The organism is Arsenicicoccus dermatophilus (assembly GCF_046267915.1).
Lineage (GTDB): Bacteria > Actinomycetota > Actinomycetes > Actinomycetales > Dermatophilaceae > Arsenicicoccus > Arsenicicoccus dermatophilus_A.
Genome location: NZ_CP176520.1, coordinates 1,433,832 through 1,454,281, shown reverse-complemented (window position 1 = coordinate 1,454,281; position 20,450 = coordinate 1,433,832). Strand labels below are relative to the sequence as shown.

The window sequence follows — 20,450 nt, the reverse complement described above, 5'->3', positions numbered from 1 at the left end:
GCCCGGTCCGACCTCCGGAGCGAGTCGGCCGGCCCGCAGCGACGGGCAGCCTCAGTCGACCCCCAGCTCGATGGCGGCGTGGTCGAGGGACTCCACGTCCTCGTCCGGCTCGAGATAGGCGTGGTTGCGGGCGATCTGCTCGGCGCCACCGGGGGTGAGCTCGCCCATGAGGCGTCCCTGGGCGACCCCGAGCAGGCCCATCGCGGCATACTGCTCGAGCCTGGCGCGGGAGTCCGCGATGTCCAGGTTGCGCATCGTCAGCTGGCCGATCCGGTCCACGGGCCCGAACGCTGCCCCCTCGGTGCGCTCCATCGACAGCTTGTCCGGGTGGTAGGAGAAGCAGTCCCCGTCGGTGCGCAGGATCGAGTAGTCCTCGCCGCGGCGCAGCCGGACGGTGACCTCGCCGGACACCCCGGACCCGACCCACCGCTGCACCGACTCACGCAGCATCAGCGACTGCGGGTCGAGCCACCGGCCTTCGTACATCAGGCGGCCGAGGCGGCGCCCGAGCTCGTGGTAGGTCTCCAGGGTGTCCTCGTTGTGGATCGCGTTGAGCAGCCGCTCGTAGGCGATGTGGAGCAGCGCCATCCCGGGCGCCTCGTAGATCCCGCGCGACTTGGCCTCGATGACGCGGTTCTCGATCTGGTCGGACATCCCCAGCCCGTGACGCCCCCCGATCGCGTTGGCGGCGAGGACGAGATCGACGTCGCTGTCGAAGGTCTCGCCGTCGATGGCCACCGGGCGCCCGTGCCGGAAGGCCACCGTCACGTCCTCGGCGTCGATCTGCACCGCCGGGTCCCAGAACCTCACCCCCATGATCGGCTCGACCGACTCCAGCCCCACGTCCAGGTGCTCCAGGGTCTTGGCTTCGTGGGTCGCGCCCCAGATGTTGGCGTCGGTGGAGTAGGCCTTCTCCGTGGGGTCACGGTAGGGCAGGTCGCGGGCTCGCAGCCACTGCGACATCTCGTGCCGCCCGCCCAGCTCGTCGACGAACTCCGCGTCGAGCCAAGGCTTGTAGATCTTCAGCGCCGGGTTGGCGAGCAGCCCGTAGCGGTAGAACCGCTCGATGTCGTTGCCCTTGAAGGTCGACCCGTCGCCCCAGACGTTGACCTCGTCCTCGAGCATCGCCCGCACCAGCAGGGTGCCGGTCACGGCCCGACCGAGCGGGGTGGTGTTGAAGTAGTAGCGCCCCGCGGAGCGGATGTGGAAGGCGCCGCAGGTCAGAGCGGCCAACCCCTCCTCCACGAGCTGCGGTCGGCAGTCGACGAGGCGGGCGGCCTCGGCGCCGTAGGCCAGGGCGCGGCCGGGCACCCCGGCGATGTCGGGCTCGTCGGGCTGGCCGATGTCGGCGGTGTAGGTGAAGGGGATCGCACCCTTCTCGCGCATCCAGGCGACGGCGACCGAGGTGTCCAGTCCGCCGGAGAAGGCCAGTCCCACGCGCTGTCCGGCGGGGAGGGAGGTCAGAACCTTGGGCATAGGATCAGCATACAGATTTCTGCATGCCTATGCACATCGTGCGTATGCCGATCCACAGGTCGGCGCCCGCGGGAACCCTTGGGCCACCCCAGACTTGCCGATCAGGCCCCCTGGGTCTTGTCCACCGCCCCGCCATACCGCCGATCGCGCTCTGCATAGATCTGCACCGCGCGCCACAGGTCGCGGCGGTCGAAGTCGGGCCACAGGGTGTCCAGGAAGACCATCTCGGCATAGGCGCTCTGCCACAGCAGGAAGTTGCTCGTCCGCTGCTCCCCCGAGCTGCGCAGGAAGAGGTCCACGTCGGGCATGTCGGGATGGTCCAGGTGCCGGGCGATGGTGCGCTCGTCGATCCCCTTGCTGGACAGCCGCCCCTGCTCCACGAGCTCGGCGATGCGCCGCACGCTGTCGGCGATCTCGGCGCGCCCGCCGTAGTTGACGCAGAAGTACAGCGTGAGGACGGTGTTGTCGCGGGTGAGGTCCTGGGCGTGCTCGAGCTCCTTGACGACGCTCGACCACAGCCGCGGCCGGCGCCCCACCCAGCGCATCCGCACCCCCCACTCGGCGAGCTGGTCGCGGCGCCGGTGGATCACGTCACGGTTGAAGCCCATGAGGAAGCGCACCTCGTCCGGGCTGCGACGCCAGTTCTCGGTGGAGAAGGCATAGGCCGACAGGGTGGGGATGCCCATCTCGATCGCCCCGGCGACCACGTCGAGCAGGCTCGCCTCGCCCGCCTCGTGGCCCTTGGTGCGGGGCAGGCCACGCTGGTTGGCCCACCGGCCGTTGCCGTCCATCACCACGGCGACGTGTCGCGGCACCAGCGCCTGCGGTATGGCGGGCGGGCGCGCCCCGGACGGATGGGCGAAGGGGGCCTTGATCTCGCCTCGGTAGGGCTCGACCTGCGTGCGCCTGCGTGCCACGTGCTGCTCCTCGTCCTCGCTCGTCCCGTCGCGCCCGACCGTCGCCCGGGCCGCTGCGGGCCCATCATGCCCGCTGGACCAGCCGCAACGAACGCACACCCCGCTCCAGGTGCCACTGGACGAAGGCCGCGACCAGCCCGGCCCCCTCCCGGCGGTGGCGCACCTCGCTCGCGTCGGCGCGCCGCCAGTCGCCGTGCAGCAGCGCCGCCAGCAGCTCCATGGTCTGCGGCGACGGCGCCGCGGACCCCGGCGGCCGGCACTCGCGGCAGACCGCGCCGCCCGCCGCCAGGTTGAAGCCCCGGTGCGGCCCCTCGGCCCCGCAGCGGGCGCAGCCGTCGAAGCTCGGTTCCCACCCCGCCGTCGCCACCGCGCGCAGCAGGTAGGCGTCGAGCAGCAGTCCGTGGTCGTGCTCGCCGTTGGCCAGGCTGCGCAGCGCCCCCGCCAGGAGCAGGAACTGCTGCGGGTTGGCCTCGCCCTCGGTCGTCAGCTGGTCGGCGGTCTCCACCATGGCGCTCGCCGCGGTGTAGGCGTCGTAGTCGCGCATGATCGTCTCGGCATAGGCCCCGAGCGTCTCGACCTGGGTGACGGTGTCCAGCGAACGACCCTGGTAGAGCTGGACGTCCACCACCATGAAGGGCTCCAGGCGAGCCCCGAAGCGGGACTTCGTGCGCCGGACCCCCTTGGCCACGCCGCGGATCTTGCCGTGGCGCCGCGAGAGCATGGTGACGATCCGGTCCGCCTCACCCAGCTTGTGGGTGCGCAGGACGATCGCCTGATCCCGGTAGAGCGCCATCGCCCCATCGTCCCACCTCGCACCACCGCCCCTGCCCTCCCGCGCCGCGCCTCCCCCGCCGCCTCGGCTCGACCTGACCGGGGCCTGGCTCGTCGCCCGGATCGTCGAGGCGCGGACCCGTGGTCGCAGATAGCATCGAACACATGATCGGGATGCAGGGATCGCTGCTGGACCTCGGTGACGAGTGCGCTCCTGGGCCGCTCGCCGCGATCGCGCGCACCCCGCTCGCGCACGGCGCCTGGGTCGACCACCTGCCGGGGTGGCTGCAGGGCTCGCAGCAGCTCTTCGACCGGCTGGTCGAGGTGGTGCCCTGGCACGCCGAGCGACGGCAGATGTATGACGCGGAGGTGACCGTCCCCCGCCTGACCACGTACTACGGGACGGGTGAGCCGCTGCCCGATCCGACCCTGGTAGAGCTGCGGGACCGGCTCTCGCGGCACTACCTGCCCGAGCTGGGCGAGCCGCTGACCAGCGCGGGCCTGTGCCTCTATCGCGACGGCGCCGACTCGGTCGCCTGGCACGGCGACACCGTGGGACGCGGGTCGACCCAGGACACCGTCGTGGCGATCGTCTCGGTGGGGGCCGCCCGCACCCTGGCCCTGCGGCCCCGCGGCGGCGGGCCCACCGCGCACCGGTTCTCGCTCGGGCACGGCGACCTCGTGGTGATGGGCGGGTCCTGCCAGCGCACCTGGGAGCACGCCGTCCCCAAGACCTCCCAGGCGGTCGGGCCCCGGATCTCGATCCAGCTCCGGCCGCACGGGGTCCGCTGAGACGGGTCCGCCACCCGGAGGCCCACCGGGACGCAGCGCCATCGCGCATCCCGACCCGAGACACGACGAGCGACCGCGAATCACTGTGCGCAGACAGTGATCTCGGCAGGCGGATCATCTGGTGGCCACGACTTTCCTCCCGGCATACCTGTGAGTAGGGTCCCCCTATGACACGCCCGGCACCCCTTATCGCCCTGGGACTCGCCCTCGCCGCACCAGCCCTCCCGGCCGCGGCCGCCCCTGCGCAGACCCACACCCCGCAGACCGCGACCGGACCCGCCCGGCACCTGGTCTCCACCCGCGCCGGGGAGGTGGAGCGCTGGCAGTCCCACGGCCGCTGGATCGTCGACGGTCAGCGTCGGGTCGTGATCACCCACGGCGTCAACGAGGTGGAGAAGAACGCGCCCTACGCCCCCGACGCCGTCGGCTTCGGCGAGGAGGACGCGGCCTTCCTGCAGCAGCAGGGCTTCACGAGCGTGCGGCTCGGGGTGATCTGGTCCGGCGTGGAGCCGTCCCCGGGCAAGTACGACGACGCCTACCTGCAGCGGATCGAGCGGACCGTCGCCCTGCTGCACGCGCACGGCATCAGCAGCCTGCTCGACTTCCACCAGGACATGGTCAACCCGAAGTTCCAGGGCAACGGGTGGCCGGACTGGGCCGTGCTCGACAAGGGCGCCCCCAACATCGTCAAGGCCGGGTTCCCCGGCAACTACTTCCTCAACGAGGGCGTCAAGAACTCCTACGACTCGTTCTACGACGACGCCCCCGCCGCCGACGGCGTCGGCATCGCCACGCACTTCGCCAAGGCCTGGGGTCACACCGCGGCCCACTTCAAGGACGTCCCGGGGGTCATGGGCTACGACCTCTACAACGAGCCCTTCCCGGGCCACGGCTACCTCGAGTGCCTGGGGGCCAAGGGCTGTCCCAAGGCCGACGGGCGCCTGTCCGCGGTGCAGCAGAAGGCGGTCGACGCGATCCGGGCCGTCGACCCGCGCACCACCGTCTACTACGAGCCGATGCAGTTCTTCAACATCGCCAAGCCCACCCACGTGCGGCTCAAGGGCACCAACCTGGCCCTGTCCTTCCACGACTACTGCGTCAACCAGGCCACGATGCACCGCTACGCAGGCTGCGCCGGCCCGGACGCCACCGTCTTCGCCAACGCCGAGGCCCACGCCACGGCCACCGGGTCCGGCCTGCTCATGACCGAGTTCGGCGCGATCACGGCCCAGGACGTGCTGCGGGCCCAGACCGACCTCGCGGCCAAGAATCTCGTCGGCTGGCAGTACTGGGCCTACACCGGCGGTGACCCGACCACCGCGGGTCCGGGCAACGAGCAGGCCCTCGTCTTCGACCCGCGCAAGGACCCGACCGGGGACAACGTCGACTGGAAGAAGCTCGACGCCATCGCCGTCATCCACCCCGACCGGGTCGCCGGACGCCCCTCGGCCTACGGCTACGACCGCGACAAGGGGATCTTCACGATGACCTGGTCCGCGGTCCGGCCCGACGAGACCGTCGCCGGACCGCAGGACGAGACGACCGTGGTGGTGCCCGAGCGGATCCGGGCGGCGGGCTACACCGTCGAGGCGACCGGGGCGAAGGTGACCTCCCGGCCGGGCGACGCGGTGGTGCGACTGCACCTCGAGCCCGGCGTCAAGGACGCGCGCGTGACGATCACGCGCACCAAGGCCACCCGCTGACCGCGGGCACAGCCCGCACCGGCGGGTGCTGAGGCCGTATGGCGGGAGAAGCGTGGGGGCGTTCGTCTCCCGTCATACGGTCTCGATCTCACAGGGCCGGCGGCAGGGTGGCCGCCACACGGGATCACCCGGCCGCGCGAGCACCACGCGATCCTCGCGCAGAACCTCGCGTGGTTTGCTCACTGGCTGCTCGGCGACGACCTGGACCTCATGCCCGGCCTCGACGGCTGACCCGGGCCGCCACGACCCAGTATGCCGGAGCGCGGCGACTGACAGGTTGATCGGCGACTGACCGATTGCGTGACGACTGACAGGTTGCGTGGCCGCTGCCCTGCGGCAACCGGCCAACGGCCCCGCGCCCGGACAGTCGGCACGGATCGCGTCACCCGCGCCGCTGCCCGAAGGCCTCCGCCGCGCCGATGCCCTGGGCGGTCGCGGCCGGCATACCGCCAGGCGACGCCCCGGGTCACCGACCCGTCAGCGAGATCCTCGGACCCTCGTCGCCAGGAGCAACCCGGCCCCCGTGGGTGCCGTCGCCACCGCGAAGTCGGGGTCCGCGCCCACGAGCGCGATGAAGTCCCGGACCTCCTCGGCGTGGGAGATGACGTTGTCGACGACGAGGGTGCCCCGCCCGGTGAGGCTACGGCGCAGATCGGGCCAGTAGCCGACGTAGGCCGGTCGCTCGGCGTCCAGGAAGATCAGGTCGATCGATGCCGTGGGCAACGCGGCAAGATGGGCGCCGGCATCTGTGGTCACGAGCCGGACGACCTCGTCCAGACCGGCCCGGCCGAGGGTCTCGGCGGCGGCCGCGGTCCGCTGCGGATCGTGTGTGAGCGGGGTCGGCGTCGTTGTAGAGAACCCACAAGACGCCGACCGCGCGGAGTACGGCCATGATCTCGCGGTCATGTCGAGTTGCGGGAGTTCGTTCCCACGGTCGCGATTTTCGTTTACGATTTTGTCATGCGTGAGGACGAGATCACCGACGAGCAGGTCCAGGCCTGGGCCGACGAGGCCGAGGCGGGCTACGACGCGGGGGCCTTGAAGCGTCGTGGGCGCGGTCGCCCGGGGCGAGGAGCAGAGCCCATGCAGGTCGTTGCCGTCCGGTTGAGTACTGACGAGGTGAAGGCACTGGACACCATCGCCGCCCGCGACCAGGTGAGCCGTTCCGAGGTGATCCGTCGGGCGCTGGCCGAGTTCGCGGCGTGAAGATCCATCCCAGCGCCCTCAAGCACGGGGTCGAAGAGGAGGACGCGATCTAGGCTGCCCACTGGGCGCAGTGGATCGAACCGCTGGAGGCTGACGACTGGCCCCATCGCGACCTCCGGCTGGGCTTCGACACCGCGGGTCGGCTGCTCGAGACCGTGGTTCTCACCTTCGAGAGCGGCAACGAGCTGGTCATCCACGCGATGCCGGCGCGCAAGCAGTACTGGGACCTGCTCCCCTAAGAACCGGATCTGCCGCTGGTGGCGAGCTGACGCGCGATACCCGCGGCGCCCACCGCCTTGTAGCAGTACCCCAATCACGGCCCCGTGACTCAGCGGCGCCGGACCGAAAGGTCTGCCTCTTGGGCAGGCGCGGGGCTGTGCTGGCTTTACGGACAGCCGCCTACGTCACCGTCTCGCCCCGGGCGGAAGGGATCGTTGTCGACGCTGGTCAGGTGGGTGCCGAGGTCTCGGGCGCAGTCGGCGAGCCAACAGGTCGAGTACCCGTTGGAGGTGCCGAGCTCCAGGATGGTCCGCGGTCCGGCAGCCCTGGTGACGACGGCGAGGAGCTCCGCCGAGTCGGGCTTGAGGTTGCGCCAGCGTGCCAGGCGGTCGCTGCGGACCCGGTCGGGCTCCACGCAGTCGCGGTAGAAGTCGTCGTGGAAGGTGCGCAGTCGGGCATCCACGGATGTCACGGTAGAGCCGGTGTGCGCGGTCGGCCCGGACTGGGCGCGCTCGTCGCGCGAGTCCCCGCAGGGATCTCGCACGCGGGTCGACGGGTGGTGCGTCTCCTGGCGACAGCCGGGTGCCCGGGTCAATCTGCCCTGGCGAAGGCCGGTGCCATCCGGGCGCGCTCCCGCTCGCCGATGCCGTATGCCGCCGCTGCGCGGTCCCACCCCAGCACCGCGTCCCGCACCTCGCCGAGCACCGTCTCGGCCTCGTCGCGTCCCAGCCGGAAGTAGCCCGCGACGTCCAGCGCGGCCTGCGTCGACCCGCCGTCTCCCAGGTCGGCCACGTCCGTCGCGAACTCCGCCGCGAAGGGTGTCGGGTTGAGGTCGAAGGCCGGGGCGAGCGCCCAGCCCGTGCGCTCGCGCAGGAAGCCGTGGTTGCGCAGGTGGTTGTCGGTGTTGCCGACGAGGATGCCGAAGGCGCACCGCCGCCACAGCTCGCGCAGGTCCTGGACGGGCCGGGGTGACACCTCCTCGACCACCTCGGCGAGGTCGAGCCAGGTGGCCCGGTCGCCGTCGGCGGCCTCGAGCATCGTCATGGCCGAGACATAGCCCACCCGCCGGTCGCCGCGCCGGTCGAACCGCTCGACCACGAGCACGTCCTGTCCGGCGACGGGGATCAGCCGGCTGGGCGGCACGGTGATGCCGGCCGCGGCCGCCAGGTCGAGGGTGACCTTCTCCCAGGCCATGACGTTCCAGTCGTCGTGCAGCGCGGCCGGGAACTTGGCGATACCCACTGCCCCGCCGGGCAGCCTCACGTGGGCCTTGGGACGGGCCCCGCCGAGAGACGAGCCGGCCCCGACGAGCCGTCGCAGGTCGGACAGGTCGGCCTCGTCGGCCAGCACCCGGTCCGCGAGGGACAGCAGCACGCCGAGCTCGGTGAGGACCGGGACCCCCTCCTCGGCGGCAGCCTCGAAGCCGTCATCGGCGAGGCGATAGCGCAGGGCGCCTTGCCGCAGGTCGTCGCGCACCCCGAGGAGGAGGTCGAGCTCTCCCGGCTGGCGTGGGGTCTCGCCGGAGGCCCGGGCCGCCTCGGCGAGGGTGCGCCGCACCAGCGTCCTGCCCCACCGGTCCGGGGCCGAGTCCGCCAGCGCGCCGAAGAGTCGCCCGTGGGAGTGGAAGGCGCCGGCGCGCAGGGGCAGTGCAGGGTCGATCGGGTAGGCGTCCGGCCGCGCGAGGTAGTCGTCGGCATACGCGAAGGAGAAGGACTGTGCCCCACGGCCGGCGTGTGCGTGCAGGGTGCCGACCCGCGTGTCCCGCGCAGCGGACAGCCACACCTCGACGCTCATGACGCCGCCCCCCGCCGCCGTCCTCGGGTGGGCAGGAGCTCCTCGGCGCGCAGGCGACCGATGTCGCTGCGCAGAGGGTCGACCGAGGCGACGAGGTCGTCGAGCACCCCGAGGGCGCGGGCGACCCGGAGCGTGGCCTCCAGCGCGGCGCCCTGCCCGGACTCGATCCGCTTGACGGTGCTGGTCGACACCCCCGCGCGGTCGGCCACCTGCTCGATCGTCAGGCCCTGCAGGGTGCGCCAGCCACGCAGCGAACCACCGATCCGGGCCAGCGCCCGCAGGACGGGGCGGGGCGTGGGGGTCGTCATACGTCGATCCTAGTCGATGGGTCAGATCTGATCCTTTTACCTGGATAACAGATCAGATCTGAGCCATCAGATCATCCACGCCGGAGAGGTCGGACCCCGCGGAGGTCACCGCAGCGCGCGGTTGACCGCCGACACGACCGCCTCGATGGAGGAGCGGACGATGTTCTCGTGCAGGCCGACACCCCACAGGACGCGCTCGCCGACCGCGCACTCGACATAGGACGCCGCCCGGGCGGACTCGCCGGAGCCCATCGCGTGCTCGGCGTAGTCCAGCACCCGCACGTCCACGCCGTGGTCGCCCAGCGCCGACACGAAGGCCGCGATCGGGCCGTTGCCGTGCCCCTCGAGGAGGACCTCGTGGCCGGCGTCGTCGAGCCGGAAGCGCCACGCTCCCCGTCCCTGCTCGTCGCCCTCGTCGCCACGAACCCCCTTGAGCACGAAGCGCCCCCAGTGCCGCTCGGTGGGCAGGTACTCGTCGGCGAAGATCTCCCACAGGGCGTCGGGGGTGACCTCGCCGCCCTGCGTGTCGGTGCGCTGCTGCACGACTCCGCTGAACTCCACCTGCAGCCGGCGGGGCAGGTCCAGCCCGCGCTCGGACTTGAGGATGTAGGCCACGCCGCCCTTGCCGGACTGCGAGTTCACCCGCACCACGGCCTCGTACGACCGGCCGACGTCGTGCGGGTCGATCGGCAGGTAGGGCACACCCCACACGAGGTCGTCCACGCCGCAGGACTTCTCGGCCGCCTCGCGCGCCATCCACTCGAAGCCCTTCTTGATCGCGTCCTGGTGTGACCCGGAGAAGGCCGTGAACACCAGGTCCCCGCCGTACGGATGCCGCTCGTGCACCGGCAGCTGGTTGCAGTGCTCGACCACGGACCGGATCCCCGCCATGTCGGTGAAGTCGATCTGCGGGTCGATGCCCTGGCTGGCGAGGTTCATGCCCAGGGTGACCAGGCAGACGTTGCCGGTGCGCTCGCCGTTGCCGAACAGGCAGCCCTCGATCCGGTCGGCACCCGCGAGACAGCCGAGCTCGGCCGCTGCGACGCCGCTGCCCCGGTCGTTGTGCGGGTGCAGCGAGACCACCAGGCAGTCACGGCGATCCAGGTGTCGGCACATCCACTCCACCGAGTCGGCGTAGGTGTTGGGGGTCGCCATCTCCACCGTCGCGGGCAGGTTGACGATCATCTTGTGGTCGGGGCTCGGGTCGATGACCTCGATGACCTCGTTGCAGACCCGGGCCGCGAACTCCAGCTCGGTGCCGGTGTAGGACTCCGGCGAGTACTCGTAGTAGATCGTGGTCTCGGGCAGGGTCTCCTCGAGCTTCTTGCACAGCCGGGCGCCCTGCAGCGCGATGTCCACGATGCCGTCCTGGTCCAGCCCGAAGACCACCTTGCGCTGCAGCACCGACGTGGAGTTGTAGAAGTGCACGATCGCCTGCCGCGCACCCCGCAGCGCGTCGTAGGTCCGCTCGACGAGGTGGTCGCGGCACTGGGTGAGCACCTGGATGGTCACGTCGTCCGGGACGTGGCCGCCCTCGATCAGCTGGCGGCAGAAGTCGAAGTCGGTCTGGCTGGCGCTGGGGAAACCGACCTCGATCTCCTTGTAGCCCATGGCCACCAGCAGCTGGAACATCCGCAGCTTGCGCTCCGGGCTCATCGGGTCGATGAGGGCCTGGTTGCCGTCGCGCAGGTCGACCGCGCACCACCGCGGCGCCTGGGTCATCACCCGGTCGGGCCAGGTGCGGTCAGGCAGGTCGACCTGGATCTGCTCGTGGAAGGGACGGTACTTGCGGACCGGCATCGGGCTGGGCTGCTGCGGGTGGATCATGCTGTCTCGCCTCTGGGTTCGTCGGACTGGGTGCGGGTCGTCGGGGCGACGACCGGGCAGGACGACCTCCGCGGCGAGGAGCGGCCGTCGTCAGCAGGCCTCGCCGCGGCAGGGAAGGAGCAGCGCTCCGGTCCGCATGTCCACGTCACCGACCGTATGGCGATGCTTTCGCCGAGTCCATCTGCCACGCGGGCTTCCCGCATGGTGGGACGGGGTGCGCCCGGCGGACGGCCCGGGCGAGGCATGACGCGCTCCACCCAGGGCGGCCAGGGGACCGAAGGGTCACACTGGGCGCATGACGACGCGCCCCGTCCCCCCAGGCTTCCCGCGCTGCGGCATCGTCCCGCCGCACCTGCTGCGCCGGATCGCCGCCGACGCCCCCGAGCGGGGCGCCGCGGAGGCCGCCCGCCGCACGATGGCGCTGGACGCCAGCGTGCGGGGCGCCCGGGTGGTCCGCACCTCCCGCCCGGAGCCGCGCCTGCCCGGGGCGATGGGGCTGCGGGAGGGGCGGCACACGCCGAGGACCCCTGGCGCACCGGTCCCCTCCCCGACCCCACCGGCCCCGACCCCGCCTGAGCCGCACCCAGTCCGGGAGATCCACGACGCCGCCCACCTGACCCGGCTGCCTGGCCGGGTGGTGCGCAAGGAGGGCGGCCGGGCCGCCGAGGACGAGTCGGTCGACGAGGCCTACGACGGGCTCGGCGACACCCACCGGCTGCTCGCCGAGGTCTACGGGCGCGACTCGCTGGACGGGCACGGGCTGCACCTGGTCGCGAGCGTGCACTACGACCGCGACTACGACAACGCCTTCTGGGACGGTCAGCAGATGGTCTTCGGCGACGGGGACGGGGTCTACTTCGCCTCGTTCACCGACTGCGTGGAGGTCATCGGGCACGAGCTGACCCACGGGCTCACGCAGTTCACCGCCGGGCTGACCTACGTCGCCCAGTCCGGGGCGCTCAACGAGTCGATCTCGGACGTCTTCGGCGTGCTCACCAAGCAGCACGCCCTCGGGCAGACGGCGGCGGAGGCCGACTGGCTGATCGGCGCGGGCCTGTTCACCGCCAAGGTCCGGGGGATCGCCCTGCGCTCGATGAAGGCACCTGGCACGGCCTACGACGACCCGCACCTGGGCAAGGACCCGCAGCCCGCGAGCATGTCCGGCTACCAGGACCTGTCGCACGACGACGCCGGTGACAACGGTGGCGTCCACGTCAACTCCGGCATCCCCAACCGCGCGTTCCACCTCGTCGCGGACGCGCTGGGCGGCCACGCCTGGGAGCGCGCCGGTCAGATCTGGTGGGACACGCTGCTCGGCGTGAACGGTCCTGCGCTGCCGAAGGACTGCGACTTCGCGACCTTCGCCCGGCACACGCTGACGGCGGCGACCGAGCGGTATGGCGCGCGCTCGCGCGAGGTCGACGCGGTCACCGAGGCCTGGCGCACGGTCGAGGTGACCCCGGCCCGCCCCTGACCGGCCTCAGCGCCGCCCTGACCCGCCTCAGCCCCGGCCGAGCCACCGGCCCATCCGGCGCCCGACCGGCACCCGATCCAGCTCCCGCGCGATCTCGTCGAGGTCCCCGCTCAGCTGGGCCAGCCCCGCGCGGTAGTGCGCCGCGAACCGCTCGTCCTCCTGCGGGACCACCGCAGCCACCTGGGTCACCAGCCGCCGGACCTGTCCGAAGGACGCCCGGTCGAGCCGCAGGTGGGCATACCCGTCGACGTCCTCCAGGTGCTGCACCACCCGCCCGGTCAGCAGCGGCGGGCAGGCGCGTGCCGCCAGCTCGGTGCGGGTGGCGGGCGCCAGTCGGCTGCTGCACGACCGCAGGGCGTCCAGATAGCTCGTCTCCCCCAGCCAGGTGCGCGCGAGGACGAGCAACGACTCGTCCTCCACCCGCGTCAGCTGCACGCCCGCGGCGGCGAGCCCGCAGATCAGGACCTGCAGGGTCACGGCCCAGGCGCCTTCGGCATGGTGGCGGTGCACGAGGTCGGCATACGACCGGTCGAGCCGGGGCGAGAACCTCTCGACGAGCCGGGTGAGCCGCCCGTCGGGCTCGCGCAGACCGGCGACCAGCGGGGCGCCCCGCCTCCCGAGGATCCCGGGCTCGCGCTCGGCCACGTGGGTGGGGCGCAGCTGGCTGGCGAGCACCGTTACCTCACGCAAGTCCCGGCGCAGGTCGGCGGCGTCCTGCGGGAGGGCGCCGAGCCCGTCGACGAGGGCGAGGTGGTCGATCTCGTCGCACACGTCGAGGAGGGTCTCCAGCTCGCGCCCGTCCAGGGTCACGGCCAGGTCGTCGTCGCGGTGGGCGAGCAGCTGCATCAGTGGTCCTTGTCGTGGAGGTGGTCGGTCGGCAACGGCGCCACGAGGACGGACTGCCGCAGGGCGTCGGGGATCTGCAGGGTGTGCGGCCCGGAGGGCGGGGCGGGCGGGTGCGGTGCGGGCAGCGGTGTGCCCATGGCCTTCAGGAGGGGGTGGTCGGCCGCCTGGGCGACGTGGGCGCCGACGAGGTGCTCGGGACGATAGACCGCCTCGTAGCGGTTCCAGGCCTCGTTGCGGGCGAGGTAGAAGGCCTCCTGGTCGGCCAGGGCGGGGGTCGCGGTGCGTGGCCCGTCCGCCGGCCCGCGCTTCGTCACGTCCTCCTTCGCCAGCTTCTCCAGGTAGTGCTCCTTGGTCACCCGGAAGGTCGTGCCCCCGTCGCTGTCCCGGGGATTGGTGATGACGAGGTGGTCGTCGGCGGGCTCGACGGTGATCGACCGGTCCTCGGCCAGGTGCACGGTCGGCTGCGTGTGCCGGGTGTCCTCGACGCGGCGCAGCAGCTCGTCGCTGGACCGGATCTCGGGCATGTCCGGGATCACCCAGCGGTTCTTGCGGGTGTCCCGGCCGAGGACGTGCTTGTCGTACGAGTGGCCCTCGGCGATGCTCCGCCAGAGCCGGCCCTCCTCGCGCGCCGCCTGCCGCTCCAGGCTGCTGAACATGTCGTGCGCGGCCCGCTTGGCGGCGAGGGCGTCCTTCATCACGGTCGACCCGGCCCCGAGCCCGGTAGGGCGGGCCCCGTCGAGATAGCCATAGCTCACGGCGGTGGCGAGCCGGGCCCAGGTGGTGGCCGGCGAGTGCTGCACCGGGATGTCCATGACGTATGGCGTCCCGTCCAGGCTCTCCATCGGCGCGGCCTCGTGCGCCCACTCGTAGGGATGCTCGAAGACCCACCGGGCGAGCTCGTCGTCCTGCGTGGCCAGCAGGACGTCGCGGGCGAGCATCCCCGCGTCGTTGTGGGTGCCGTAGTCGTCGACGGCGTCCGCGAACGCATCGTCCGTCTGGTAGCGCTGCCGCGCGCCCTTGGTCATCGGGCCGACGCCCCACTTGCGCACGTGCTCGGCCACGGTGCCGACCACCTGACGGGCCCGCACCCGCAGGTCCTCGTCGTGAGCCTGGCTGCCCCCGAGCAGCCGGTCCGGCGTCACCGACGGGGCAAGGCCGGGGACGCACTGCGCCCGCACGGTGCCGTCGCCGACACCCTGCAGGGTCACCGCGAGTCGGTGGTCGACGTCCTCGGCCAGGGCGATCAGGGTCGTCAGGTCCGCGCTGAACCGCTGCCGGGTGGTCTCCCGCTCGGCGGGCGACCAGGCATCGGTCGCGGCCTCGGCGCCGGTCCGCAGGTCGACCACCTCGCCGTCGCCCACGAAGGCGAAACCCGCTGAGGCCACGTCGGTCTCGATGCGGCGCAGGTCCGCGGCCACCTGGTCGAGCCGGGCCGCAGCGGCGTCCAGCGCGACCTCGGCGGCCAGCAGCTCGTCGACCCGCTCGCCGATCGCCGCCCGCGCCGAGACCAGCGCCTCGGTCGCGGCGGCGGAGGCCCCGCCGTGCCAGCCGGCGACCTGGCTCCCCAGCCGATCCCGTAGGCCGGTCAGCTGCTCGCCCCTGGCCGCGACCCCGGCGGCCACCTGCCGCACCCCGTCCGGGGACCACCGGCGCAGTGTCTCCAGCGAGGCCATCAGCGTCCACCACCCAGAGCAGCGGTCGCCTCGGCCTCGCACGCCGCGTAGCCGCCCGCAGCCACGCAGAGGCCGGACGCCAGGGACCCGACCCGCCCGGCCACCGCGGTGGTGCGGGCGTCGAGCAGGGCCCCGAGGTCGCCCGCAGCCACACCGGCGAGGCTGCCGGGCAGGGCGCCGGCGACCTCGTCCAGGACGGTGGCCACGCGAGCGGCGGCGAGCTCGTCGGCCAGGGTCCGTGCCGCACGCCCGCTCGCGTCCACCGCGTCGGTGCTCACGCCGTACGCCGTCATGGCCACCTCCCAGGTCAGCGCCCTCCGACGGGGCGGTGACAGCCAGGCTAGGCCGCCGTCAGGAGGTGGCCGTCAGCCCATCCACAGGCCCTGCAAGAGCTCTTGCACCGTCCACAGGCGAGCCGGTCGGAAACTCGCTCGCCGCGGCGCGGCGCACCTGTCAGCCTGCCGACGTGACGCGACACGAACACGTGGAGCTGATGACCGAGTGGGGACTTCGCTTCCCGGTGTGGGGAATCAGCACCGACATCGACCTGATGGGACCTCTCGAGCCGGAGGAGCTCGGCCTCTCCCCCGGTCTCGCGGCTCGCCTGGAGGCGTGGCAGACCTGGTGGACGACCCTCGCCGACTTCGGCCTGGACCAGCCCGAGCCCCAGGACCTGCGCGAACGACTCGCCCTGCGGCGCGAGTGGGCTGCGTGGCGACGGGTGGGACACGAGCTGGCCCGGCAGGTCCGGGCCGAGCTGCCCGGCGTCACCGTGGACCACCCGCCGGTCCGCCGTCGGAGCGTGCGCGGGACCCTCTGGGGCATCGGGTCGTGGGCCCGGCACACGATGCTGCAATGGCTGGGGCGCAGGTGCACCTGCCACCGGGGGCCGGGCTCGCACGCGGAGGACGCCACCGGTGGTGCGTGAGCGTCGACCGCTGGAGCCGGTCCGTGATCTGTCTCGTGCTGCAGCCCGAGGCAGATCGGGAAGGGTGCTGAGCGTGGTCAGAAACCGAGGCGTTGCAGCTGCTTGGGGTCGCGCTGCCAGTCCTTGGCCACCTTGACGTGCAGGTCGAGGTAGACCCGCTGCCCGAGGAGCGCCTCGATCTGGGTGCGCGCGGCGGTGCCGACCTCGCGCAGCCGGGAGCCACCACGGCCGATGATGATGGCCTTCTGGGAGGGGCGCTCGACGAAGACGTTGACGCGCACGTCGATCATCGGCTTGTCGTCGGGCCGGTCCTCGCGGGGCACCATCTCCTCGACGACGACGGCCAGCGAGTGCGGCAGCTCGTCGCGCACGCCCTCGAGGGCGGCCTCGCGCACGAGCTCGGCGATCATCACCTCGTCGGACTCGTCGGACAGGTGGCCCTCGGGATAGAGCGGCGGCGACTCGGGCAGGTGCGACACCAGGATCCGCGCGACGTCGTCGACCTGGTCACCCGCAGTCGCCGAGCACGGCACGATCTCGGTCCAGGCCCCGAGCTGGTCCACGGTGATGAGGTGCTCGGCGAGCCGCTGCCGGTCGACCTTGTCGATCTTGGTGACCAGCGCGACGACGGGGGTGCGTCGTGCCCGCTGCAGCTCGGCGAGCTCGGCCGCGATGAACTGGTCGCCAGGCCCGGGCCGCTGGTCGGCGGGCAGGCAGAAGCCGACCACGTCCACGTCCAGCAGGGTCTCGCGGACCAGGTCGTTGAGCCGCTGGCCGAGGAGGGTGCGCGGCTTGTGCAGGCCGGGGGTGTCGACCAGGACCAGCTGGCCGCCCTCGACGTTGGCGATGCCGCGGATGGTGTGCCGCGTGGTCTGCGGCTTGCTGCTCGTGATCGCGACCTTCTGGCCGACGAGGGCGTTGGTGAGCGTGGACTTGCCGGCGTTGGGCCGGCCCACCAGACAGGCGAACCCGGCGCGGAAGGGGATGCTCATGCGTGCTCCTCGACGTGACGGGTGGCTCCGTGACCCTCGTGACCCGCGCCGTCACCAGCAGGGTCGGCGTGCTCACGCGAGCGCTCAGCCTCCCACACCTCGACCGGCGACGTGGTCTGCGGCAGCCGGCGCACGACGACCGTCGCGATCCGGTGCCGGCGTCCGGCGGGCTTCTCCGCCACCAGCTCCAGACCGAGGAGCTGCACCGTGCACCCGGGGATCGGCACCCGCCCGGAGAGCTTGGCGATCAGGCCGCCGACGGTGTCCACGTCGTCCTCCTCGAGGGCGACGTCGAACTGCGTGGCGAAGTCGTCGACGTGCATGGTGGCCGGGATCCGCACCGTGCCGTCGGCCAGCTCCTCGACACCCTGGGCCTCGCGGTCGTGCTCGTCCGCGATCTCCCCGACGATCTCCTCCAGGACGTCCTCGATGGTGACCAGACCCGCGGTGCCGCCGTACTCGTCCACGACGACCGCCAGGTGCACCTGGTCCTTCTGCATCTCGCGCAGCAGGTCGTCGATGGGCTTGCTGTCGGGGACGAAGGCCATGGGACGCATGACCTCCTCGACGGGCAGCGCCCGAGCGCCGTCGTCGTCGTTGACCCGGCGTGCCACGTCCTTGAAGTAGAGCAGCCCCAGCACGTCGTCGGAGTCCTCGCCCACCACCGGGATCCGCGAGAAGCCCGAGCGCAGGAAGAGCGACATCGCCTTGCCGAGGGTCTTGTCGTGCTCCAGGGTCACCATGTCGGTGCGCGGCACCATCACCTCACGGGCCACGGTGTCGCCCAGCTCGAAGACCGAGTGGATCATCTCCCGCTCGTCGTGCTCGATCACGTCGCTCTCGGTGGCGATGTCCACGAGGTCGCGCAACTCCGCCTCGGAGGCGAAGGGCCCGTCCTGATAACCCTTGCCAGGGGTGACGGCGTTGCCCAGCACGACCATCAGGCGGGTGATCGGTCCCAGGACGCGGCGCAGCCAGACCAGGGCCGGTGCGGCGACGAGCGCCACCGTGCCGGCGTGCTGCCGCCCGAGGGTGCGCGGGGAGACCCCGGTCAGCACGAAGGACGCCACCACCATCAGCGCGATGCTGAGCAGCAGCGGACGCACCGGTCCGTCGACGTGCTCGCCGATGGCGACGGTGATCAGTACGGCCGTGGTGGACTCGGCCACCACCCGCAGGAAGGTCGCCGCCGCGATGTAGCCGGGCTTGTCGGCCACGACCTTGGCCAGGGCCCTTGACCCGGGGCGGCCCTCGGCGACCAGCTCCTCGCCGGTGTGGTGCGACAGCCGCTGCACGGCCGCCTCGACCAGGGCGAGGAAGAATGACAGGAGCAGGGCGAGCAGGGCCCCGACGATCAGCTGGGTGGTCACGGCCTCAGGCCCCGGCCCGACCGCCGAGGTAGCCGCGCAGCAGCCGGCCCTGCAGCTCGAACATCTCCCGCTCCTCGTCCGGCTCGGCGTGGTCGTAGCCGAGCAGGTGCAGCAGCCCGTGGGTGGTCAGCAGCAGCAGCTCCTCCTGGGTGGAGTGGCCCGCCGTCACCGCCTGACGCTCCGCGACCGAGGGGCACAGCACGATGTCGCCGAGGACCCCCTCCTGCAGCCGCTCGCCCTCACGGCCGGGCCGCAGCTCGTCCATCGGGAAGCTCATCACGTCGGTGGGACCCTCGAGATCCATCCACTGCACGTGCAGCCGCTCCATGGCGGCCTCGTCGACCAGGGTGATCGCCAGGTCGGCGCCGCGGTGGACGCGCATCGCGGCATACACGAACTGGGCCAGCGACACCAGGACGCGCTCGTCGACGCGGTGGTCGGTCTCGTTGTGGACGTCGATGCTCATCGGTGGCGGCCTTGCTCCTGGTCGGTATGGCGACGCGGCTCGTCCCGGAGCCGGGGCAGGCCCCGCCCCTGCGGGGCCTCGCTCCGGGCGTGCCGCGCCTCGTCCCACTCGCCGTAGGCCGCGACGATCTCGCCGACCAGGCGGTGGCGGACGACGTCCTGCGGGGTGAGCTCGGCGAAGTGGATGTCCTCCACCCCGTCGAGGATGTCGCGGACGACCCGCAGCCCGGACTGGGTGCCGCCGGGCAGGTCGACCTGGGTGACGTCGCCGGTGACGACGATCCGGGAGCCGAAGCCGAGCCGGGTGAGGAACATCTTCATCTGCTCGGGAGAGGTGTTCTGCGCCTCGTCCAGGATGATGAAGGCGTCGTTGAGGGTGCGACCGCGCATGTAGGCCAGCGGGGCCACCTCGATCGTCCCGCCCGCCATGAGGCGCGGGATCATCTCCGGGTCGAGCATGTCGTGCAGCGCGTCGTAGAGCGGCCGCAGGTAGGGGTCGATCTTGTCGGTGAGGGTGCCTGGCAGGAAGCCGAGCCGCTCCCCTGCCTCGACGGCCGGCCGGGTCAGGATGATCCGGGTGATCTCCTTGGCCTGCAGCGCGGCGACGGCCTTGGCCATCGCGAGGTAGGTCTTGCCGGTGCCGGCCGGGCCGATGCCGAAGACGATGGTGTGGCTGTCGATGGCGTCGACGTACTGCTTCTGCCCCAGCGTCTTGGGCCGGATGGTGCGGCCGCGGGCGGAGATGATGTTGGTGGTCAGCACGTCGGCCGGGCGCACGCTCGCCTGGCTGCGGATCATCGCGATGGACCGCTCGACGGCATCCTTGTTGATCGGCGAGCCCTGCTCGACTACCGCCAGCAGCTCGCCGACCAGGTCCTCGACGATCGCGGCGTCCGAGGACGACCCCTCGAGGCGGATCTGGTTGCCCCGCACGTGGATCTGCAGCTGCGGGAAGGCCCGCTCGACGGTGCGCAGCAGCTCGTCGTTGGGCCCGAGCAGGCTCAGCATCGGCACCGAGGGCGGGATCACGATCGTGTGCTGCCAGGCCTCGCGCGAGGAGGCGTCCGGAGGGGTGGTGGGTGGCTCGAGACCCGCCAGGGCTTGCCGCAGGGCTGGGGTGTGGTCTGTCATCGTCCGATCAGTCTAGAGGGCGGCGTGCCCGGCGGCCGGGAGGACGTCGGTCAGCCGGGCGGCCACTGCAGGGAGCGACCGCCGAGCACGTGCAGGTGCAGGTGGCCGACGCTCTGCTGGGCGTCGCGGCCGGTGTTGGCGACGAGGCGGTAGCCGCTGTCGGCGATCCCCTCGAGCCGGGCGACCTCGCCGGCGGCGAGCACGACCTCGGCCATCAGGGCGGCGTCGGCCCGGGTGGCCGCGACGGCATCGGCGTGGTGGGCCTTGGGGATCACCAGCACGTGGGTCGGGGCCTGCGGCTGGATGTCACGGAAGGCGAGGGTGGTCTCGGTCTCGTGCACGACGTCGCCCGGGATCTCGCCCGCCACGATCTTGCAGAAGAGGCACGCAGGGTCACGATTTGATGCCTTTTGGTGATCGCTCATGTCCTCACCCTAGCGAGGCCGCGCCGTCCAGTCGTCCGAGGCCTCCATCGCCTCTCCCCCGGTGCGCGCCGCCGGGCGGACAGCGGGTGACGGGAGGGGGCGACCAGCGAGATCCCCTGGGGTGGAGGGCGAC

Annotated in this window: 21 protein-coding genes and 1 pseudogene; 6 read left to right on the top strand and 16 right to left on the bottom strand. The window is 72.1% G+C overall.

The genetic code is table 11. From position 1 onward, the window contains the following. Positions 1-51: 51 nt before the first annotated feature. The 3 genes from argG to recO form a co-directional block, all read right to left on the bottom strand. On the bottom strand, positions 52-1,476 hold the full coding sequence (gene argG / locus ACK2IS_RS07140) for an argininosuccinate synthase (RefSeq protein WP_409485448.1): 1,425 nt from the start codon (positions 1,474-1,476) through the stop codon (positions 52-54). 101 nt (positions 1,477-1,577) lie between these two features. Next, positions 1,578-2,393, bottom strand: a complete 816-nt coding sequence (locus ACK2IS_RS07135; RefSeq protein WP_409485447.1) for an isoprenyl transferase — start codon at positions 2,391-2,393, stop codon at positions 1,578-1,580. 64 nt (positions 2,394-2,457) lie between these two features. Beyond that, entirely contained in the window at positions 2,458-3,186 is a 729-nt protein-coding gene (recO, locus tag ACK2IS_RS07130; RefSeq protein WP_409485446.1) for a DNA repair protein RecO, read from the bottom strand. Between the two features lie 143 nt (positions 3,187-3,329). Between recO and ACK2IS_RS07125 the strand changes: the two genes are divergently transcribed. Then, positions 3,330-3,956, top strand: a complete 627-nt coding sequence (locus ACK2IS_RS07125; protein WP_409485445.1) for an alpha-ketoglutarate-dependent dioxygenase AlkB — start codon at positions 3,330-3,332, stop codon at positions 3,954-3,956. A 167-nt stretch (positions 3,957-4,123) separates the two neighbouring features. Next, positions 4,124-5,659, top strand: coding sequence for a cellulase family glycosylhydrolase (locus ACK2IS_RS07120; protein ID WP_409485444.1), 1,536 nt, complete (start codon positions 4,124-4,126; stop codon positions 5,657-5,659). A gap of 477 nt (positions 5,660-6,136) precedes the next feature. On the opposite strand, the gene ACK2IS_RS07115 is transcribed toward ACK2IS_RS07120, so the two are convergent. Continuing rightward, entirely contained in the window at positions 6,137-6,565 is a 429-nt protein-coding gene (locus tag ACK2IS_RS07115; protein ID WP_409485443.1) for an O-methyltransferase, read from the bottom strand. A 54-nt stretch (positions 6,566-6,619) separates the two neighbouring features. Here ACK2IS_RS07115 and ACK2IS_RS07110 point away from each other — a divergent pair, with 54 nt between their 5' ends. Together ACK2IS_RS07110 and ACK2IS_RS07105 are read left to right on the top strand one after the other, a co-directional pair. Next, positions 6,620-6,865, top strand: coding sequence for a ribbon-helix-helix protein, CopG family (locus ACK2IS_RS07110; protein ID WP_409485442.1), 246 nt, complete (start codon positions 6,620-6,622; stop codon positions 6,863-6,865). Next, positions 6,862-7,104 (top strand): annotated as a pseudogene (locus ACK2IS_RS07105) (toxin). The gene ACK2IS_RS07110 and the pseudogene ACK2IS_RS07105 overlap by 4 nt, the downstream one beginning before the upstream one ends. Before the next feature lie 146 nt (positions 7,105-7,250). On the opposite strand, the gene ACK2IS_RS07100 reads toward ACK2IS_RS07105, so the two are convergent. The 4 genes from ACK2IS_RS07100 to leuA all read right to left on the bottom strand — a co-directional run bounded on the left by ACK2IS_RS07100 (position 7,251) and on the right by leuA (position 11,013). Next, positions 7,251-7,547, bottom strand: a complete 297-nt coding sequence (locus tag ACK2IS_RS07100; protein WP_409485441.1) for a class I SAM-dependent methyltransferase — start codon at positions 7,545-7,547, stop codon at positions 7,251-7,253. 128 nt (positions 7,548-7,675) lie between these two features. Continuing rightward, the gene (locus ACK2IS_RS07095) at positions 7,676-8,878 is read right to left on the bottom strand and encodes a type II toxin-antitoxin system HipA family toxin (protein ID WP_409485440.1); all 1,203 of its coding nucleotides are present in this window, start codon (positions 8,876-8,878) and stop codon (positions 7,676-7,678) included. Beyond that, positions 8,875-9,186 carry a helix-turn-helix domain-containing protein gene (locus ACK2IS_RS07090; protein ID WP_409485439.1) on the bottom strand — a complete coding sequence of 104 codons (312 nt, stop codon included), beginning with the start codon at positions 9,184-9,186 and terminating at the stop codon, positions 8,875-8,877. Before ACK2IS_RS07090 ends, ACK2IS_RS07095 begins: the two co-directional genes overlap by 4 nt. 105 nt (positions 9,187-9,291) lie before the next feature. Further along, positions 9,292-11,013, bottom strand: a complete 1,722-nt coding sequence (leuA, locus tag ACK2IS_RS07085; protein WP_409485438.1) for a 2-isopropylmalate synthase — start codon at positions 11,011-11,013, stop codon at positions 9,292-9,294. A gap of 295 nt (positions 11,014-11,308) precedes the next feature. Here leuA and ACK2IS_RS07080 point away from each other — a divergent pair, with 295 nt between their 5' ends. Next, a complete protein-coding gene (locus tag ACK2IS_RS07080) occupies positions 11,309-12,487 on the top strand; it encodes a M4 family metallopeptidase (protein WP_409485437.1) in 1,179 nt (392 codons plus the stop codon). Between the two features lie 27 nt (positions 12,488-12,514). Here ACK2IS_RS07080 and ACK2IS_RS07075 read toward each other — a convergent pair whose 3' ends face one another. The 3 genes from ACK2IS_RS07075 to ACK2IS_RS07065 are packed head-to-tail and all read right to left on the bottom strand — an operon-like array spanning position 12,515 to position 15,299. Next, positions 12,515-13,333, bottom strand: a complete 819-nt coding sequence (locus ACK2IS_RS07075; protein WP_409485436.1) for a hypothetical protein — start codon at positions 13,331-13,333, stop codon at positions 12,515-12,517. Further along, positions 13,333-15,006 carry a hypothetical protein gene (locus tag ACK2IS_RS07070; protein WP_409485435.1) on the bottom strand — a complete coding sequence of 558 codons (1,674 nt, stop codon included), beginning with the start codon at positions 15,004-15,006 and terminating at the stop codon, positions 13,333-13,335. Before ACK2IS_RS07070 ends, ACK2IS_RS07075 begins: the two co-directional genes overlap by 1 nt. Continuing rightward, on the bottom strand, positions 15,006-15,299 hold the full coding sequence (locus ACK2IS_RS07065; protein WP_409485434.1) for a hypothetical protein: 294 nt from the start codon (positions 15,297-15,299) through the stop codon (positions 15,006-15,008). Before ACK2IS_RS07065 ends, ACK2IS_RS07070 begins: the two co-directional genes overlap by 1 nt. A gap of 173 nt (positions 15,300-15,472) precedes the next feature. Here ACK2IS_RS07065 and ACK2IS_RS07060 point away from each other — a divergent pair, with 173 nt between their 5' ends. After that, positions 15,473-15,934 (top strand): hypothetical protein, encoded by a 462-nt coding sequence (locus tag ACK2IS_RS07060; protein WP_409485433.1) that lies wholly within the window; start codon positions 15,473-15,475, stop codon positions 15,932-15,934. A gap of 77 nt (positions 15,935-16,011) precedes the next feature. Here the strand turns inward: ACK2IS_RS07060 and era are convergent, their stop codons facing one another. Genes era through ACK2IS_RS07035 form a run of 5 tightly spaced genes read right to left on the bottom strand, consistent with a single transcriptional unit; the run spans position 16,012 to position 20,317 of the window. Continuing rightward, positions 16,012-16,926 (bottom strand): GTPase Era, encoded by a 915-nt coding sequence (gene era, locus ACK2IS_RS07055; RefSeq protein WP_409485432.1) that lies wholly within the window; start codon positions 16,924-16,926, stop codon positions 16,012-16,014. Then, the gene (locus tag ACK2IS_RS07050) at positions 16,923-18,296 is read right to left on the bottom strand and encodes a hemolysin family protein (protein WP_409485431.1); all 1,374 of its coding nucleotides are present in this window, start codon (positions 18,294-18,296) and stop codon (positions 16,923-16,925) included. The genes era and ACK2IS_RS07050 overlap by 4 nt, the downstream gene beginning before the upstream one ends. Positions 18,297-18,300: 4 nt before the next feature. After that, a complete protein-coding gene (gene ybeY / locus ACK2IS_RS07045; RefSeq protein ID WP_409485430.1) occupies positions 18,301-18,762 on the bottom strand; it encodes an rRNA maturation RNase YbeY in 462 nt (153 codons plus the stop codon). Then, positions 18,759-19,892, bottom strand: coding sequence for a PhoH family protein (locus ACK2IS_RS07040; protein ID WP_409485429.1), 1,134 nt, complete (start codon positions 19,890-19,892; stop codon positions 18,759-18,761). Before ACK2IS_RS07040 ends, ybeY begins: the two co-directional genes overlap by 4 nt. A gap of 50 nt (positions 19,893-19,942) precedes the next feature. Further along, positions 19,943-20,317, bottom strand: a complete 375-nt coding sequence (locus tag ACK2IS_RS07035; protein ID WP_409485428.1) for a histidine triad nucleotide-binding protein — start codon at positions 20,315-20,317, stop codon at positions 19,943-19,945. Positions 20,318-20,450: the final 133 nt, after the last annotated feature.

Excerpts from the sequence above, each read along its gene's own strand:
- argG (WP_409485448.1), bottom strand. The coding sequence starts at position 1,476 with ATGCCCAAGGTTCTGACCTCCCTCCCCGCCGGACAGCGCGTGGGACTG.
- recO (WP_409485446.1), bottom strand. The coding sequence starts at position 3,186 with ATGGCGCTCTACCGGGATCAGGCGATCGTCCTGCGCACCCACAAGCTG.
- ACK2IS_RS07125 (WP_409485445.1), top strand. The coding sequence starts at position 3,330 with ATGATCGGGATGCAGGGATCGCTGCTGGACCTCGGTGACGAGTGCGCT.
- ACK2IS_RS07120 (WP_409485444.1), top strand. The coding sequence starts at position 4,124 with ATGACACGCCCGGCACCCCTTATCGCCCTGGGACTCGCCCTCGCCGCA.
- ACK2IS_RS07115 (WP_409485443.1), bottom strand. The coding sequence starts at position 6,565 with ATGACCGCGAGATCATGGCCGTACTCCGCGCGGTCGGCGTCTTGTGGG.
- ACK2IS_RS07110 (WP_409485442.1), top strand. The coding sequence starts at position 6,620 with ATGCGTGAGGACGAGATCACCGACGAGCAGGTCCAGGCCTGGGCCGAC.
- ACK2IS_RS07095 (WP_409485440.1), bottom strand. The coding sequence starts at position 8,878 with ATGAGCGTCGAGGTGTGGCTGTCCGCTGCGCGGGACACGCGGGTCGGC.
- ACK2IS_RS07090 (WP_409485439.1), bottom strand. The coding sequence starts at position 9,186 with ATGACGACCCCCACGCCCCGCCCCGTCCTGCGGGCGCTGGCCCGGATC.
- leuA (WP_409485438.1), bottom strand. The coding sequence starts at position 11,013 with ATGATCCACCCGCAGCAGCCCAGCCCGATGCCGGTCCGCAAGTACCGT.
- ACK2IS_RS07080 (WP_409485437.1), top strand. The coding sequence starts at position 11,309 with ATGACGACGCGCCCCGTCCCCCCAGGCTTCCCGCGCTGCGGCATCGTC.
- ACK2IS_RS07075 (WP_409485436.1), bottom strand. The coding sequence starts at position 13,333 with ATGCAGCTGCTCGCCCACCGCGACGACGACCTGGCCGTGACCCTGGAC.
- ACK2IS_RS07070 (WP_409485435.1), bottom strand. The coding sequence starts at position 15,006 with ATGGCCTCGCTGGAGACACTGCGCCGGTGGTCCCCGGACGGGGTGCGG.
- ACK2IS_RS07065 (WP_409485434.1), bottom strand. The coding sequence starts at position 15,299 with ATGACGGCGTACGGCGTGAGCACCGACGCGGTGGACGCGAGCGGGCGT.
- era (WP_409485432.1), bottom strand. The coding sequence starts at position 16,926 with ATGAGCATCCCCTTCCGCGCCGGGTTCGCCTGTCTGGTGGGCCGGCCC.
- ybeY (WP_409485430.1), bottom strand. The coding sequence starts at position 18,762 with ATGAGCATCGACGTCCACAACGAGACCGACCACCGCGTCGACGAGCGC.
- ACK2IS_RS07040 (WP_409485429.1), bottom strand. The coding sequence starts at position 19,892 with ATGACAGACCACACCCCAGCCCTGCGGCAAGCCCTGGCGGGTCTCGAG.
- ACK2IS_RS07035 (WP_409485428.1), bottom strand. The coding sequence starts at position 20,317 with ATGAGCGATCACCAAAAGGCATCAAATCGTGACCCTGCGTGCCTCTTC.